Origin of the sequence: Streptomyces sp. NBC_00091 (assembly GCF_026343185.1) — a bacterium.
GTDB lineage: Bacteria > Actinomycetota > Actinomycetes > Streptomycetales > Streptomycetaceae > Streptomyces.
The window spans coordinates 315,242-331,112 of record NZ_JAPEMA010000001.1 but is presented as its reverse complement, the minus strand read 5'-3'; the positions used below and the strand labels follow the sequence as shown (position 1 = coordinate 331,112).

11 protein-coding genes and 1 pseudogene are annotated in these 15,871 nt (G+C 74.2%); 7 read left to right on the top strand and 5 right to left on the bottom strand.

Annotated elements, in window-relative coordinates; genetic code table 11:
* Positions 1–139 precede the first annotated feature (139 nt).
* Complete coding sequence (locus tag OOK34_RS01405; RefSeq protein WP_267032023.1) at positions 140–1,783, bottom strand: acyl-CoA dehydrogenase family protein; 1,644 nt, start codon at positions 1,781–1,783, stop codon at positions 140–142.
* 17 nt (positions 1,784–1,800) lie between these two features.
* Between OOK34_RS01405 and OOK34_RS01400 the strand changes: the two genes are divergently transcribed.
* Both OOK34_RS01400 and rsgA read left to right on the top strand, forming a co-directional pair.
* Positions 1,801–2,916, top strand: a complete 1,116-nt coding sequence (locus OOK34_RS01400) for a YihY/virulence factor BrkB family protein (protein WP_267032022.1) — start codon at positions 1,801–1,803, stop codon at positions 2,914–2,916.
* 352 nt (positions 2,917–3,268) lie between these two features.
* Positions 3,269–4,375, top strand: coding sequence for a ribosome small subunit-dependent GTPase A (gene rsgA, locus OOK34_RS01395; RefSeq protein WP_267032021.1), 1,107 nt, complete (start codon positions 3,269–3,271; stop codon positions 4,373–4,375).
* Between the two features lie 344 nt (positions 4,376–4,719).
* On the opposite strand, the gene OOK34_RS01390 is transcribed toward rsgA, so the two are convergent.
* Together OOK34_RS01390 and OOK34_RS01385 are read right to left on the bottom strand one after the other, a co-directional pair.
* Positions 4,720–5,205: a DUF456 domain-containing protein gene (locus tag OOK34_RS01390; RefSeq protein ID WP_267032020.1), complete on the bottom strand. Its 486-nt coding sequence runs from the start codon at positions 5,203–5,205 to the stop codon at positions 4,720–4,722.
* A gap of 24 nt (positions 5,206–5,229) precedes the next feature.
* Positions 5,230–6,207 carry a helix-turn-helix domain-containing protein gene (locus OOK34_RS01385; protein ID WP_267036581.1) on the bottom strand — a complete coding sequence of 326 codons (978 nt, stop codon included), beginning with the start codon at positions 6,205–6,207 and terminating at the stop codon, positions 5,230–5,232.
* A gap of 178 nt (positions 6,208–6,385) precedes the next feature.
* Between OOK34_RS01385 and OOK34_RS01380 the strand changes: the two genes are divergently transcribed.
* The 4 genes and pseudogenes from OOK34_RS01380 (at position 6,386) to OOK34_RS01365 (ending at position 12,794) form a co-directional block, all read left to right on the top strand.
* On the top strand, positions 6,386–10,138 hold the full coding sequence (locus OOK34_RS01380; protein WP_267032019.1) for a S8 family serine peptidase: 3,753 nt from the start codon (positions 6,386–6,388) through the stop codon (positions 10,136–10,138).
* 102 nt (positions 10,139–10,240) lie between these two features.
* A complete protein-coding gene (locus tag OOK34_RS01375; protein ID WP_267032018.1) occupies positions 10,241–11,764 on the top strand; it encodes a protein phosphatase 2C domain-containing protein in 1,524 nt (507 codons plus the stop codon).
* 8 nt (positions 11,765–11,772) lie between these two features.
* Positions 11,773–12,224 (top strand): annotated as a pseudogene (locus OOK34_RS01370) (thiamine pyrophosphate-dependent enzyme); the annotation flags it as partial.
* Between the two features lie 138 nt (positions 12,225–12,362).
* Positions 12,363–12,794, top strand: coding sequence for an ATP-binding protein (locus OOK34_RS01365; RefSeq protein ID WP_267032017.1), 432 nt, complete (start codon positions 12,363–12,365; stop codon positions 12,792–12,794).
* A 56-nt stretch (positions 12,795–12,850) separates the two neighbouring features.
* Here OOK34_RS01365 and OOK34_RS01360 read toward each other — a convergent pair whose 3' ends face one another.
* Together OOK34_RS01360 and OOK34_RS01355 are read right to left on the bottom strand one after the other, a co-directional pair.
* Positions 12,851–13,909: a DUF2637 domain-containing protein gene (locus OOK34_RS01360; RefSeq protein WP_267032016.1), complete on the bottom strand. Its 1,059-nt coding sequence runs from the start codon at positions 13,907–13,909 to the stop codon at positions 12,851–12,853.
* Positions 13,910–14,101: 192 nt separating this feature from the next.
* Positions 14,102–14,971: a (2Fe-2S)-binding protein gene (locus OOK34_RS01355; protein WP_267032015.1), complete on the bottom strand. Its 870-nt coding sequence runs from the start codon at positions 14,969–14,971 to the stop codon at positions 14,102–14,104.
* 226 nt (positions 14,972–15,197) lie between these two features.
* On the opposite strand from OOK34_RS01355, the gene OOK34_RS01350 reads away from it, so the two are divergent.
* Positions 15,198–15,863 carry a GntR family transcriptional regulator gene (locus OOK34_RS01350; protein WP_267032014.1) on the top strand — a complete coding sequence of 222 codons (666 nt, stop codon included), beginning with the start codon at positions 15,198–15,200 and terminating at the stop codon, positions 15,861–15,863.
* Positions 15,864–15,871 lie beyond the last annotated feature (8 nt).

Genomic DNA, 15,871 nt, shown 5'->3' with positions numbered 1-15,871 from the left:
ACCAGGGGTGGTGCCGAGTCGGCGCGGCGCCACCCCCGGTCTCACCTCCACGGGCTCGGATCCGGTGCTGAGCGTTCCGGCGGCCGCAGCGGTTTGGGGACCACCGCGGCCAGGGACCACAGTGGTTTGGGGACCGCTGTCAGCCCGCGATCCGCGCCCGTGCCACCACCGACGCCAGGTCCAGGCTGTGCGGCAGCGTGCCGAAGGCCGCGCCCCAGTCACCGCCGAGCCGCGAGGCGCAGAACGCGTCCGCCACCTCCGGCGGGGCCCACCGCACCAGCAGCGAACCCTGGAGGACCAGGGCCATCCGCTCCACCACCCGGCGGGCCCGCGCCTCGATCCCGTCGAGGTCGGCCAGCTCGGTCAGCAGGTTCTTGATGGCCGCGTCCAGCCGGTGGTCGGCGCCCCGGGCCAGCCCGACCTCCTGGAGGAAGGCGTTCAGGGCCTGGGGTTCCCGCTGGAGCGCGCGCAGCACGTCCAGGGACTGGACGTTGCCCGACCCCTCCCAGATGGAGTTCACCGGGGATTCGCGCAGCAGCCTCGGCAGCCCGGACTCCTCGACGTAGCCGTTCCCGCCCAGACACTCGAGGGCCTCCGCGACCATCGGCGTACAGCGCTTGGTCACCCAGTACTTGGCGGCCGGCACCGCGAGGCGCAGGAAGGCCCGCTCCTGGTCGGTCCCGGAGTCGTACGCGGCCGCGAGGCGCAGGGTCAGGGCGGTCGCCGCCTCCGACTCCAGGGCGAGGTCGGCGAGCACGTTGCGCATCAGCGGCTGGGAGATGAGCGGTGCTCCGAAAGCAGAGCGGTGCTCCGCATGGTGGACGGCCTGCGTCAGCGCCTGCCGCATCAGCGACGCCGAGCCGATCACACAGTCCAGCCGGGTCGCCGCGACCATCTCGATGATGGTCCGCACCCCCCGGCCCTCCTCGCCCACCCGCCGGGCCCAGGTCCCGTCGAACTCGATCTCCCCCGACGCGTTCGACTTGTTCCCCAGCTTGTCCTTCAGCCGCTGGATCGCGAACACGTTCCGCGTCCCGTCCGGCAGCACCCGCGGCACCAGGAAGCAGGTCAGCCCGCCCGGCGCCTGCGCCAGCACCAGGAAACCGTCCGACATCGGCGCCGAGCAGAACCACTTGTGCCCGGTCAGCAGGTACTCCCCGGAGGCGTCCAGGGCCACCGCCGCCGTCGTGTTCGCCCGTACGTCGCTGCCCCCCTGCTTCTCCGTCATCCCCATCCCGAACAGCACCCCGGCCTTCTGCCCGGCCGGCCGCAGTCCCTCCTCGTACACGTGCGAGGTCAGCCGCGGCTCCCACTCCGCGGCCAGCGCCGGATCGGCCCGCAGCGCCGGCACGGCGGCATGCGTCATGGAGACCGGGCAGCCGTGCCCGGACTCGGCCTGCGACCACAGGAAGAAGCCCGCCGCCCGCCGCAGGTGCCCGGCCGGACGCCCCCAGGCGTCGGTGAGCCCGGCGCCCACCGCGTGCCCGAGCAGCCGGTGCCACGCCGGGTGGAACTCCACCTCGTCGATCCGGTTCCCGTAGCGGTCGTGCGTCCGCAGCTTCGGCGGATTCTCGTTCGCCTCCCTGCCCCACTCCTGGGCCTGCGCCGAACCGGCGGCGCGCCCGAGTGCGGTGAGCTCCTCCCGTACCTCGTCCCGGAGTTCGGGGGCGGCGTCGGCGAGGTGTCGTTCCACGCCCTCGGTGAGGGCACGGTCGCCGAGGTAGACCTCGTGGCCCACGAGGGGCGGGGCCTGGTTGCTGACTGTGTGGGTGGTGGCTGCCATGCCGATACCGTAAGGACGTGCAGCCAGCAAAAGAAACACCCGAGCGGATCCCAGGACGGCTCCACCGGGCCCGCGCTCTCTACCGCAACGTGTCGAAGCGCAAGATGGGCTGGCTCCTGCTCAAAGACACCGTGAACTCGTGCATCGAATACCGGATCCTCGGACTCGCGGCCGAGGCGGCCTTCTTCACCCTCCTCTCCCTGCCCCCGCTCTTCCTGGGCCTGCTCGGCCTCCTCGGCTACGTGGACGGCTGGACCGACACCCAGTCCGTGGCCAGCATCGAGGAGAACATCCTGCGCGCGGTCGGCACCGTCCTGTCCGACCGGGGCGTCAACGAGATCGCCAGACCGATGCTCGACGACGTCACCAGCCGGGGCCGGCCCGACCTGATCTCCCTCGGCTTCGCCTTCGCCCTGTGGTCGGGCTCCCGCGCCGTCAACGTCTTCATCGACACCATCACCGTCATGTACGGCCTCGACGGGGTGCGCGGCATCGTCAAGACCCGGCTGGTCGCCTTCCTCCTCTACGTCATCGCCCTGCTGATCGGCGCGATCGTGCTGCCGCTGATGGTGGTCGGCCCCGACGCCGTCGTCCGCCTGGTGCCCTGGAGCACGGAGGTGATCGCGGTCCTCTACTGGCCGGTGGTCACCCTGCTCTCCATCGCCTTCCTGACGACCCTCTACCACGTCTCCGTCCCCGTGCGCTCCCCGTGGATCGAGGACGTGCCGGGCGCGCTGGTGGCCCTGGCCATGTGGGTGCTCGGCTCGTTCCTGCTGCGGATCTACCTGACCAACACCGTGGAGGGGCCCACCATCTACGGCTCCCTGGCCGCGCCGGTCGCGATCCTGCTGTGGATCGGCATCTCGGCCTTCGCGGTGCTCGTGGGCGCCGCCGTCAACGCGGCCATCGACCGGGTCTGGCCGTCCGTCGCCACCGCCGCCGCCCGCGAGGCCAACGAGCGGGTCCGCGAGGCCGAGGCCGCCCAGCTGGTCGCCCGCGCCGCCGCCTGGCGGGCCCTCGCCGAGGGGGAGTCCGAGGACGACGAGGACGCCGGGATGCCCTCGGAGTTCCCCGAGCGCTGGTCGAACTTCCTGCCGCCCGACGACTACACCTCCCGCCTGCGCAAGCACTGACCCGCCGGGTCTGCGGGCCTTCGTCAGCTCCGCGTACGGTCCGTCCACCTCGACGGGGGACGCGTACAGGAGAGCGAACTCCCGGCGCGATAAATGAGTGGTGCCGTCCGTCAGGGCAGGGTTATCGTTCGGGAGTTCCGGGTCGCGGCGCCGTGCTGTGCCGCTCCCGCCGAGGAAGCAGAACCAGGAAACCGGAGGTGAGGACAGTGATGACTGTCGCCGTGACGGGTGTCGCCCGCATTCAGGAGTTCATCATCGTTTCCATCCCCGTGGTCTCCGGCTGACCTCACACTTCTCCTCGCGCGCCGCCGAGCGGCGCGTGTTGCCGGGGCCACCCTGTGAAGGGTTCCCCTTGACTCTCTCTTCTTCGTTCCAGAACTCGTCCGCGCACGCCCTCGCCGCCTTCGGCTGGGACGACGAGTGGGCCGCGGAATTCGCTCCGTACGCCGACCAGGGACTCCTCCCGGGCCGGGTCGTACGGGTCGACCGCGGGCAGTGCGACGTCATGACCGCGGACGGCGTCGTCCGCGCCGACACCGCCTTCGTCACCCCCCACGACCCGCTCCGGGTCATCTGCACCGGCGACTGGGCCGCCGTCGAGCCCGCCGGCACGCCGCGCTACGTCAAGACGTACCTGCCGCGCCGGACCGCCTTCGTGCGGTCCACCTCCTCGCAGCGCTCCGAGGGGCAGATCCTCGCCGCCAACGTCGACCACGCGATCATCGCCGTCTCCCTCGCCGTCGAGCTGGACCTCGGCCGGATCGAGCGCTTCCTCGCGCTGGCCTGGGAGTCGGGGGCGCAGCCGCTGATCGTGCTGACCAAGGCCGACCTGGTCCCGGACCCGACCACCCTCGGCTACCTGGTGCGGGACGTGGAGACCACCGCGCCGGGCGTCCAGGTGCTCACCGTCTCCTCGCACACGGGAGAGGGCACGGACGTACTCGCCGCGGTCGTCGCCGGTGGCACCAGCGTGCTGCTCGGCATCTCCGGCGCGGGCAAGTCCACCCTGGCGAACGCGCTGCTCGGCGCGGACGTCATGGAAGTCCAGGAGACCCGCGAGGTCGACGGCAAGGGCCGCCACACCACCACCACCCGCAACCTGCTCGCCCTGCCGGGCGGGGGCGTCCTCATCGACACCCCGGGGCTGCGCGGTGTCGGCCTCTTCGACGCCGAGGCGGGCGTCGGACAGGTCTTCTCGGAGATCGAGGGGTACGCCGCCCAGTGCCGCTTCCACGACTGCGCCCACGAGGCGGAGCCGGGGTGCGCGGTGCTCGAGGCGGTGGCCGGCGGGGCGCTGCCGGAGCGCCGCCTGGAGAGCTACCGCAAGCTGCTGCGGGAGAACGAGCGGATCGTCGCGAAGACGGACGCCCGCCTGCGGGCGGAGATCCGCCGCGACTGGCGCCAGAAGTCGGCGGAGGGCCGCGCGAACTACTCCGCGAAGCGCGGCGGCCGCGTCTGACCCTGGCCGGGCGTGGGTGGGGGTGGGTCGGGGGCGGGGTGGGGTGTCGTCCGGGACGGGCTTCGATGTTCGGCGCCTGTTCCGGGTGTGTTCTGCCGGGCGGTACCGCGCGCCGAATTCATCTCGTTTTAGTCCCGGACAACACCCCACCCCGCCCCCGACCCCTCACGTACGCGGCCAAACTCCGCCCCGCCGCACAATCCAGCCTCGCCGGCGTTTGAGGCGCGGGGTCCGGGGCGGAGCCCCGGGGAACGGGCGAAGGGCGGGTAGGGGACTCGGCCCCGCGCAGCGGTACAGGCGCAGCCGGGCCCGCCCGCAAGCTCGCCGGAGGCGGGGGGTCGGGGTCAGGGCCCCGCCAGGACGGCTCCGAGCCACGCCGCCGTCACCAGCAGGCACGCGAACAGCTCCACCAGCACGCTCGTCCCCACCGCCCGCATCACCGCCCGCACCGAGGCCCAGGCCTCCCCGTGCGTCCCCAGGCGGCGCCGCTCGCACAGGTAGATCCCGCCCACGAACCCCGGTACCGCCCCCACCACCGGCAGCAGTACGAAGCCGAGGACCGCGCCCGCGCCCGCGTACACCGCCATCCGGCGGGTGACCCCCACGCCCCGCAGCCGCCTCGGCGGCAGCTGCCACTTCACCACCTGCACCACCAGCAGCAGGGCCGTCGACGCCACCAGCAGCCCCCACGCCGGCGTGGACCGCTCGTGCAGCGCCCACCACAGCACCCCCGCCCAGACCAGCCACGTCCCCGGGATGCCCGGGACCAGTACCCCGAGCACCCCGAGCAGGAGCACCAGCCCCACCAGGAGCAGCTGAGGCAGATCCATCTGCCCAGCCTGACCGACCCCCGGCTATCGGGCCACCCAGCCCCGTTCGTAGGCGTGCCAGCCGAGCTGGAGCCGGGTCGTCACCCCGGCCAGCTCCATCAGCCCCTTCACGCGCCGCTGTACGGTCCGCAGCCCCAGTTCCAGGTGCTTGGCCACGCTCGCGTCGGTCATCCCCGCCAGCAGCAGGGAGAGGATCTCCAGGTCCGTGGTGTCGGGGCCGCCGTCCCCCTCCTCCGGGCGGCCCGTCACGCCCAGCCGCAGCGGGAGGGCCTCCCGCCACACCGCCTCGAAGAGCCCCCGCAGGGACTCGAGCAGCCCCGACGCGTGCACCACCAGCGCCGCCGGCTCCGCCCCGCGCGTCGTCAGCGGGACCATGGCGAGGGTCCGGTCGGCGATCACCAGCTTCGTGGGGACCGCCGCCGTCACCCGGATCCGTTCCCCCCGCGCGAGGGCGCTGGAGGCCTCCCGGATGCCGGTGGGCAGGGTGAGCACCTCGCGCTCGATGACCACCCGGTACTCGACGCCACGTACGGCCGCCCGTTCCTCAGCCTCGTTCTCCATCCCGGTCACCACCTGGGGCCGGCCGCTGACCAGCGCGCACACCTCCTGCGTCGCGCCCAGCTGGAGCTGGTGGAAGCGGTGGGCCACCGCGCTCGCCCCCGTCACCACCTCCACCAGGTCGTGCACCGCCGGTTCGGCCGCCTCCGACCGGTACTCCTGCGCCAGCAGCGCCGTCGCCAGTTCCGCCCGCTCCAGCTCGTGCCGCTGCTGGGTCAGGAGGGCCGCGAGGGCGACCCCCGGCGGCGCCGCCACCCAGCGGCCCGGCCGCGCCGAGGACTGGGCGGCCAGCCCGTGGCGTTCCAGATGCCGCAGCGCCCGTTCCGTCTGCGGCACCGGCAGCGTCAGCCGGTGCGCCAGGTCGGGCACCTCCGCCGCCCCCAGTGCCACCAGCGCGCGGTACGCCGACTCCTGGCCCTCGTCCAGGCCTATCGCTCCCAGCAACCCGTCCACCCCACTCCCAGAGCCGTTCCTGGCGGGAAGCGGCCACGGCGCAAACCCGCCGCGGCCATCTTCGCCGCAACCTCCGCCCCTCTGCCAAGGTGACGCCACCGCAGCACCAACATCCTCCGGACATGGGCCATTTGCTGGCCAGTTGCCCGGAATTCACCTGGGGAGAGCGATGCGTCCGATATCGCGAACGGCGCTCGGGGCGGCCACCGCAGCCGCCTTGGCCGTCACCGCCGTCGGCCCGTCGGCGGCACAGCCGAGCGACCGAGCGCCGGACAGAAGACCACTCACAGGCAGTCAGGCGGCAGCGGGGGCCCCGACGGCCCCCGTCACCGTCACCCTCGTCACCGGCGACCGGATCCTGGTGTCCACCGACGCCGCCGGACGCACCGCCGCCACCGCGATGCCCCGCGAGAACGGCACCCAGCCCGTCGTCCAGACCCGCCAGAGCGGCAAGGACCTCTACGTCTACCCCGAGAGCGCGGTCAAGGCCCTCGCCGCGGGCACCGTCGACCGCGAACTCTTCAACGTCACCGGCCTCATCCGGCAGGGATACGACGACGCACACGCGAAGCGGCTCCCCCTCATCGCCGTCTACGACGGCTCCGTCGACGTGGCGCGCAGCGCCCCGCCCGCCCCGCGCGGAGCCGAACGCTCCCTGGTCCTCGGCTCCATCGGCGCCGTCGCCCTCGCCGCCGAGAAGGAGCGGGCCGCCGACTTCTGGGCCGACATGGCCGCCGGCAGCCGCTCGCGCGCCGCCGGCGGGCTGAAGAAGCTGTGGCTCGACGGCAAGGTTCAGGCCAGTCTGGAGCGCTCCACCCGGCAGGTGAACGCCCCCGCCGCCTGGGCGGCCGGCTTCGACGGCGCCGGAACGAAGGTCGCCGTCCTCGACACCGGTACGGATCTCGAGCACCCGGACCTCAAGGGGCGGGTGACCGCCTCGAAGAACTTCACCGACTCCGATACCGACGCCGACCGCCAGGGCCACGGCACCCACACCATCTCCACCGTCGGCGGCTCCGGCGCCGAGAGCGGCGGGGCCAAGAAGGGCGTCGCCCCCGGCGCCGAGCTGCTCAGCGGCAAGGTACTCAATGACCAGGGGTACGGCCTGGACTCCTGGATCATCGCCGGAATGGAATGGGCCGTCGAGAGCAGGGCCGACGTGGTCTCCATGAGTCTCGGCGACCCCTCCCAGACCGCCTGCGACGACCCGCTGGCCGCAGCCGCCGAGCAACTCTCGCAGCGGGGACCGCTGTTCGTGATCGCCGCCGGCAACTCCGGGCCCGGCAACAACACCGTCTCCTCGCCCGGCTGCGCACCCAGCGTGCTGACCGTCGGCGCCGTCGACCGCGACGACACCACCGCCGTCTTCTCCAGCCGGGGCCCCGCCGGACTCCGGCACACCCTCAAGCCCGAGATCGCCGCCCCCGGCGTCGCCATCTCCGCCGCCGCCATGGGCGGGCGCGGGGTGTACGCGTACCAGTCCATGTCCGGCACCTCGATGGCCACCCCGCACGTCGCCGGGGCCGCCGCCGTCGTCAAGCAGCGCCACCCCGAGTGGAACGCGGCCCAGGTCAAGGCCGCCCTGGTCGGCTCCGCCCGGACCGCCGTGCCCGGCGACGTACGGGAGACCGGCGGCGGGCGCCTCGACGTCAGGGCCGCGACCGAGGCCACCGTCACCGGCGCACCCGCCGTGCAGGGCGGCGCCTACCACTGGCCGCAGGACCGCGGAGAGCGCACGAGCGTCGCGGTCCCGTACACCAACACCGGCAGCCGGCCCGTCACCCTCAGCCTCGCCGTCGAGAAGGTCACCGGCAACGACGGCTCGGCCGTCCGCAGTCAGGTCGCCCGCCTGGAGCGGCGTACGGTCACGCTCCCGGCCGGGGCCACCGTCAGCGTGCCGCTCGCCCTCGATCCGGCCGCGAAGCTGGAGCGCTCCCAGTACGGGGACGTCACCGGCCGCGTCGTCGCCACGGCCGACGGGGTCCACGTCTCCACCCCCTTCTCCCTCTACGTGGAGCCGGAGACCGTCACCCTGCGCGTCAGACTGCTGGACCGGACGGGCAAGCCCGCCGCCGGCCCCTCGTCCCTCGACGTCATCGGCACGGACGACGCGTCCGGTGAGCGCCGCTTCAACGACGGCGCCGCCGACCAGGTCTACCGGGTGCGCCCGGGCGCGTACTTCCTCTCCGCCTTCGTCGCCACCCCGGACGCGGGGGAGGGGGCGGCCCTGACCGACTCCCTCACCTATCTCGGGCGGCCGCAGGTGGAGGTGAAGAAGGACACCGTCATCGTGCTCGACGCGCGCACGGCCGGGCGCCTCACCGTCGAGGCCGAGCGGCCGCTGGAGTCCCGCAGCACCACCCTGGCCTTCGCCCGCAGCTGGGGAGGGGTCTGGCTGCACGCCGGAACCGCCATGGGCGGCCGTACCGTCCGCGGCTACTACGCCTCCGTCGAAGGCCGCGCCGAGGACGGCGACTTCGAGTTCGGCAGCTACTGGCGGGCCGGCGCCCCGCTGATCTCCGAGCTGAAGGCCGTCGGCGGTCCGGTCCTGCACCCGATCACCGCCTCCACCGGCAGCGACAACCTCGACGGCGCCGGGAGCGCCCCGCTCGTCGACGCCGGCAGCGGCGCCCCCGGGGAGCTGGCCGGGGCCAAGGGCGCGATCGCGCTCGTCAAGAGCGCCGACGGGGCGCTGCGCGAGGTCGCGGACAACGCGCGGAAGGCCGGCGCCGTCGCCGTGCTCGCCCACCGCGAGGCTCCGGGCCGCTGGGTCGGCTTCACCGGCTACGCGGGCGGCGCGCTGCCCGCCATGACCATCGAGGCCGCCGAGGCGCGGGCGCTGCTGGCCCGGTTGAAGGAGGGCGGGGTCACCCTGTCCTGGAAGGCCACCGCGAAGAGCCCGTACCTCTACTCCCTCGCCTTCCCCGAGACGGGACCGGTCAGGGGCGGCCACCCGTACGAGGTGCGCGACCGCGACCTCGGTCGGGTGGAGAGCACCTACAACTCCATGGGCGTGGCCACCGACTTCGTCGACCTGGCCGGCGCCTACCGGCCGATCGGCACCGCCGTGTTCTTCGGCTCGATCGAGACCGTCGCCGTCCCGGGCCGGCGCACCGAGTACTACTCGGCGGGGGACACCGCCTGGGACCAGCTGCTGTCCAGCAGCTTCCCCTGGGGCGAGTTCATGACGGGAGAGCAGCGCACCTACGCCAAGGGGGCGCGGAGCACGGCGAGTTGGTACGACGGGGTGACCGCGCCCGTCGCGCCGCGCGACCGCTCCGGGAAGGAGGCGCTCGCCGCCGAGCGGCAGGGGAACCTGATCGGCTTCGCCCCCGCCATGTGGGGGGACGGCGGCCACTTCGCGCAGCCGGGCTCCTTCGGTGACATCGGCAGCCTGCGCCTCACGCGCGACGGCGAGGCCATCGGCGAGAGCTGGTACCCCTTCGGGGTCTTCGAGGTCCCGGCGCAGGAGGGCCGGTACGAACTGACCCAGGCCATCGAGAAGATCGGCCCGCCCGCCCGGACCTGGCAGCGCTCCACGGCGGTCGAGACGACTTGGGGCTTCACCTCGAAGCTCGACGCGTCGGCGTACTCGCAGGGCCTGCCGGTCCTCTTCCCGCGCTACGCCGCCCCGCTGGACGGCCTGAAGACGGCCCCGGCGGCGGACGGGCTGAGCGTCGGGCTGACCGCCACCGGCCACGCGGGCTACGCGCCGGGCGCGCTCACCTCGGCGAAGCTGTCGTACTCGTACGACGGCGAGCACTGGACGCAGGCGCGGGTGAGCGAGCGCGACGGCCGCTGGACGGCGGTCGTGAACCACGCCGGTGCCTCCGGCAGGCCGGTCTCGCTGAAGGTCGAACTGGCCGACGCGAACGGCGCCACGGTCACCCAGACGGTCGCGCGGGCGTACGACGTCCGCTAGTCCGTACGGGTAGGGCGGGAGGGGTCCACCGGGCGGCGGCCCGGTGGACCCTTTTCGTGCATTCGGGGTTTTCCGCCGCCCGGGGAGGCCGACAATCAGGGCATGAGTCAGCAGGGTGCGGAGGACTGGTGGCAGAAGCTGTACGAGGATCCGGACGCGGGGCCCGGACCTGACCCGGGGGACACCCTGGACCAGCGCTTCCGCTCGGCGTCGGTCCTGGTGACCGACCCGGCCCCACCGCAGCCGCCGCTGCCGGCCCCGCGCCGCGAGCCTCCGGCGGCGGCTCCGCCCACCCCGGGGACGGCCCCCGCACCCCTGCCGCCCGTGCCCCCGCCCGGGTACCACCCGCCCGAGCCGCCGGTACGGCCCGCGGCGGGTCCGGCGGCTGCGCCGGCTCCGCCCGGGCCCGTGCCGCCACCGCCGCCGCCCCCGCTGGCCCCGCCCGTCCCTCCGGCCCCGCTGGCCCCGCCCGTCCCGCCGCTGGCCCCGCCCGTACCCGCGCCGCCGCCGGGGTTCCGCATGGCCGAGCCGCCCCCGCCCCCGGCGCCCGGGTTCCCCCCGGCCGCGGTGCCGGCGCAGCGCGGGGGGACGGCCCGGCCGGATCCCCGGGTGGCGGGGGAGACCGGGTACGTGCAGGGGGACCTGGCCGTACCGCCCGCCCCGGCCGGGGAGCCGGCGGCGGCAGGGGCCGAGCCGCCCGCCTGGGGCCGGCCCGACGCCGGACCGGAGCCGGAACCGGAGCCGGGCCCCGCACCGGAACCCGCCCCGCCGCGGCCCGGCGAGCGCCCGGACGTGCGCCACCTCGGCGACCGGGCCCCCACCTACGCCGCCGAGCCGGGGGCGCTGCCCGCCGCCGACCCGGCGGCGCTCGACTTCCTGACCCCCGACACCGTCCTGGAGGGGGCCCGCTACGGCACGTACACCCTGCGCGCCGCCTCCTTGCGCGGGGACTCCGCCCGCTACCGGGGCGAGGCCCGGCGGGACTTCCTGCTCACCGCTCGCTTCGGCAACGGGGACGACGCCCTGGTGCTGGTGGTCCTGGCCGGCGGGGACCGGGCCGCCCCCGGCGCCCGCGAGGCCGCCGCCGAACTGGGCCACTCCGTCGCGGCGGCCGTCGGGCGCAGCCGGGAGCGGCTGGCCGAGGACATCCTGGCGGGCCGGCGCGAGGCCCTCCTGTCGGGGCTCCAGCGCCTCACCGACCGGGGCTACGGGCGGCTGCGGGCCCGCGCCGCCGAACTCGGGCTCGCGGAGGAGGCGTACACGGCCGGGCTGCGCGGACTCCTGCTGCCCCTGGACCCGCAGTGCCCCCACCGGATCTGCTTCGGCGTGGGCGCGGGCGGGGTCTTCCGGCTCCGCGCGGGCCGCTGGCAGGACATGGAGCAGGAGCCCGGCGGCGCGACGGGCTTCCGGTTCCGGGCCTCCGTGGCCCGCCCGGGCGACACCCTGCTGCTGTGCTCCGGAGGCCTCGCGGACCCCATGCGCGAGGAGAGCCTGCTCCCGGCCGAGCTCGCCGCCCGCTGGTCGCAGGGGGACCCGCCGGGCCTGGCGGCCTTCCTCGCCGACACCCAGCTCCGCCTCAAGGGGTACGCCGACGACCGGACGGCGGCCGCGGTCTGGGAGGCGTAACCGCGCGGGTCGTGCACGGATGGAAGGCGCGCTATCTTTCGCCGAACGGCAAGCGGCGCACAGTCTACGGACCGTCGCCGTCAAGTGGTGCCGATGTCGGCGACGGCGGATTCTCGATGCCGATGGGAGATTTCCTCACCCTGGTGCAGTACGACCTGCCCGTCAAAGTGGTCCTCTTCGACAACTCGTCGCTGGGCATGGTGGAGTTGGAAATGCCGGTTTCCGGCCTTCCTTCGTACGGAACGGCTAACCGGAACCCGGACTTCGCCGCCATCGCCCGCGCGGCGGGCGCCTGGTGGACGTGGTGACCGACCCCGACGCCTTGTCGGTTCCACCGAAGACCAGCGCCGAAACGGTGACCGGATTCGCACGGTCCGCCAACGAGATCGTGCTGGACGGCGGGGTGGGCCGGATGATCCGGATGGCTCGATCCAACCTCCGCAACATGCCCGGGCCTTGAGTCCGCAGGAGTGCGGACTGTCGTCGGGGGCATGCATTCCGTAGGCCTGTTCGAGAACACGGGCAGCCGAATACGGGGAGGTATGTCGCCGTGCGGGTGGGGGCGAAGAGCGGGAAATCGTGGAGGAGCGGGCTGCCGGTGCCGCGCGAGCCGTCGACGGCCGGCGAGCCGGACCGGGCCGAGCTGGCGCGCAGTGTGCGCCGGACCGATCTGAAGGCGGTGGGCGAGGTCCGCCGGGCCCTGCGGGAGTTGCTGCGCCACCGCTGCCGGGGCGAGATGGCCGAGGTGGCCGATGTGGCCGAGCTGCTGATCACCGAGCTGGTCACCAACGCCCTCGTCCACACCGAACAGGGCGCCGAGGTGTCCGCGACCGTCCGGGCCGGCCGGCTGCGGGTGGAGGTCCGTGACCACACCGCACGACTGCCCCGGCCGTACGTACCGTCCGCCGACGACGGTACGCACGGCCGGGGACTGCTCCTGGTGCAGGCGCTCGCCGACGCCTGGGGGGTGGATCCGCTGGCCATGGGCCGCGGCAAGGTGGTCTGGTTCGAGCTCCAGGCCGCGGCCTGAGCGTGCGGCGGCGGGGTGCCCGAGGGGCACCCCGCCGCCGTGTGCGTGCGGTCCGGTCAGCCGAACTGCTGCTCCAGGTCCTTCAGTTTGCGCTCCAGGGAGTCGAGCCGGGGGATCGTCTGGGTGTCGTCCTCGGCGGTGAGGTCCACCGTCCGGGAGCCGGACGGATCAGTGGATTCGGGTCCGTTCACGGCCTGCAGTGAGGGCCTTCGGAGCAGGGGCAGCTGTCCCGCTTCCGATATGGCGGGCTCCGCGCCGACCGGCGCGGAGCCAGCCCCGGGGGCCAGCCCCGGGAGGTCGACCTGGCGCGCCCGGGCCCGCCCGAACGCCCTGTTCTGCCGGCCCAGCGCCTTGATGTGCGCGCGGTCCAGGCGGTGTTGTTCCCGCCTGCGGTGCCGGTCCTGTTCCCGTTCCTTCTTGTCCTCGCGCACCTCGTCGACCGCTTCGTCGAGGGTGCGCACCCCCTCCAGCAGCATGAGCGACCAGGCGCCGAAGGTCTCCCGCGGTGCCCGCAGCCAGCGGACCATGCGGATCTGCGGCAGCGGCCGCGGGATCAGGCCCTGTTCGCGCAGCGCCGCCCGGCGGGTCTGCTTGAGGGCCCGGTCGAAGAGCACGGCCGCCGAGAGCGACATGCCGGCGAAGAACTGCGGGGCGCCGTCGTGGCCCGAACCCCTGGGGGCATGGACCCAGTTGAACCAGGCGGCCGCCCCGGCGAACAGCCAGACCAGCATCCGGGAGCCGAGGGCCGCGTCACCGTGGCTGGCCTCGCGGACCGCGAGCACCGAGCAGAACATGGCGGCGCCGTCGAGGCCGAAGGGGACCAGGTACTCCCAGCCGCCGGAGAGGTTCAGGTTCTGCCGGCCGAAGCCGACGAGCCCGTGGAAGGAGAGCGCGGCGGCCACCGCCGCGCAGCAGAAGAGCAGGACGTACGAGGCGGTCCCGTAGACGGCTTCCTTGCGCCGCCGCCGTTCCTCGCTGCGTTCCCAGCTGTCGTCGGCCGCGGCCTTCTCGCCCTCCCGCTTGCCCCGGGCCAGCACCGCCACTGCCGCAAGTACGCCCAGGATCAACAGGCTGCCGGGCAGCAGCCAGTCCAGCGATATGTCGGTCAGTCTCATGCGGATGTCCCTTGCCTCGCGTATGCGGCTTTCCGGGCGCCATAGTGGCGCAGCCGGTCAGCGGTGCACGTGGGTTTCGGGGCAAGTGGACGCCATCGGGGGGCGGGTCCCGTCGGATAGGGTGTTGTGACTCGAACTGACGCTCGTACGAGCTGGGTTGGGTTCGAATCAGCTTCATCCGACCGGGTGGGTTCAGCCGGTGGCCTCCGTGAGCCGGGTGACGCGGTCCGCGTCGCAGGTGCGCGGGCAGGTCGTGCAGGTGTCCTCCGGGCGGATCGTGTAGAAGAAGCAGCAGGCGGCCCGGTCCCGGGTGGTCAGCTCCGCCCCGCCGGGGCCGGCGAGGCTGCGGAAGCCCGCGCCGCCCGTGTAGGGGGCGAGGGTGCCCGGCAGCAGCAGTTCCAGCTCGCGCACGGCCCGCCGCTCCTCGCCGAGCAGGCTCCCGAGGTACCAGAGCCCCTCGGCCACCTCGTCGGTGGCCATCGCCCACAGGGCGCGGCGGCCGCGCCGCATCCGCGGGCCGAAACCTTCCAGCAGCGGTCCGAGGTGCTGGGCCACCGCTGCCCGCACCTCCTCGCGCAGGGCCTCCTCGCCGGCTACGACCCGCGCCCCGGGCAGGGCGGCCGCCGGGTCGTCCGGCAGGCAGGCGAACTCCCCGACGTGTACGGACATCCGCCCCCGGGTCCGGTGGAAGGCCACCCGGTCCACGGGCAGCCGGGGCACCCGGCGCTCCAGGAACCACGGGACGGTGATCAGCAGGCAGGCCGGCCAGGCGTACCGGTGCAGTCCGAATCCGGCCACCACGTCGGGCCGGCCCCGGCGCCCGTGGTCCCGCAGCACCTGGGCCTCGTCCCACTCGAGGTGGGTGTCGAGGGCCGCACCGCCCGCCGCGAGCTCGTGCGCGCCGACCCAGCCCACACCGCGAGGGAGGGGTTCGTGCGCGCCGCGCTCGTCGACCCGCAGGTTCGGATAGGCGGCCGTCAGGCGCTCGTACGCACACGCCACTGGAGAGCCGGCCGGGGCGGGTGCGGGCGGGAGCAGGGCGGGAACAGCCGAGCCGGTCATGACGGACCACCGAATCACGCGTCGCGAAAGAAGGTTAGCCTTACCTTAGCCGATCTCGGTGGTCCGTGGGGCCCCCGGGTGGCCGGATTCGCCACCCTCCTCGCGCCCCACTACGCCCACCGGCCCGTCGCCTATCCTCGGAACCGGTCGAGACCCGGAGGAGGACCGAGTGCGCGAAGCGGCCCATGCCCCGGTGTCGGAAGAACCGGCGGCGCAAGACCCCCTGATGTCCGTGCGGATCCCCGCGCAGAAGGCGCAGAAGGCGCAGAAGGTGCTGCGCCATTCGGTGCGCGGGCAGATCCTCGACGCGCTGCGCGCCGCCCTCGTGGACGGCGACCTGGTACCGGGGGAGATCTACTCGGGCCCCGCGCTGGGCGAGCGGTTCGGGGTCTCCGCGACCCCCGTCCGCGAGGCCATGCAGCAGCTGGCGCTGGAGGGGGCGGTGGAATGCCTGCCCAACCGGGGCTTCCGGGTGCTGACCCGCACCCCCCGCACCCTGGCGGAGCTGGCCGAGGTCCGGGCCCTGATCGAAGTGCCCGTGATGCTCCGGCTGGCCCGCTCCGTACCCGCCGCGACCTGGGAGTCCCTGCGCCCGGCGGCCCACGCCACCGCCGAGGCGGCCGCCGAGGGGGACCTGCCCCGGTACGCGGACGCCGACCGGGCCTTCCACCGCGCGGTGCTCTCCCTGGCGGGCAACGGCCAGCTGGCGCAGGTCGCGGAGGAGCTGCACCGCCGCGCCCAGTGGCCCCTGCCCGGCGCCCCGCGCGCGCGCCGCGCCGACCTCGTGGCCGACGCGGCCGAGCACTCGGCCCTCCTGGAGGCCCTGATCGCCCAGGACCTCCCGGTGGTGGAGTCACTCGTACGGGAACACTTCGCGGGCTCTCCCGCCTGAAGGAGAAC

Bases quoted from the DNA above. Each gene is read 5' to 3' on its own strand.
- OOK34_RS01405 (WP_267032023.1), bottom strand. From the start codon at position 1,783: ATGGCAGCCACCACCCACACAGTCAGCAACCAGGCCCCGCCCCTCGTG.
- OOK34_RS01390 (WP_267032020.1), bottom strand. From the start codon at position 5,205: ATGGATCTGCCTCAGCTGCTCCTGGTGGGGCTGGTGCTCCTGCTCGGG.
- OOK34_RS01380 (WP_267032019.1), top strand. From the start codon at position 6,386: ATGCGTCCGATATCGCGAACGGCGCTCGGGGCGGCCACCGCAGCCGCC.
- OOK34_RS01375 (WP_267032018.1), top strand. From the start codon at position 10,241: ATGAGTCAGCAGGGTGCGGAGGACTGGTGGCAGAAGCTGTACGAGGAT.
- OOK34_RS01360 (WP_267032016.1), bottom strand. From the start codon at position 13,909: ATGAGACTGACCGACATATCGCTGGACTGGCTGCTGCCCGGCAGCCTG.
- OOK34_RS01355 (WP_267032015.1), bottom strand. From the start codon at position 14,971: ATGACCGGCTCGGCTGTTCCCGCCCTGCTCCCGCCCGCACCCGCCCCG.
- OOK34_RS01350 (WP_267032014.1), top strand. From the start codon at position 15,198: ATGTCCGTGCGGATCCCCGCGCAGAAGGCGCAGAAGGCGCAGAAGGTG.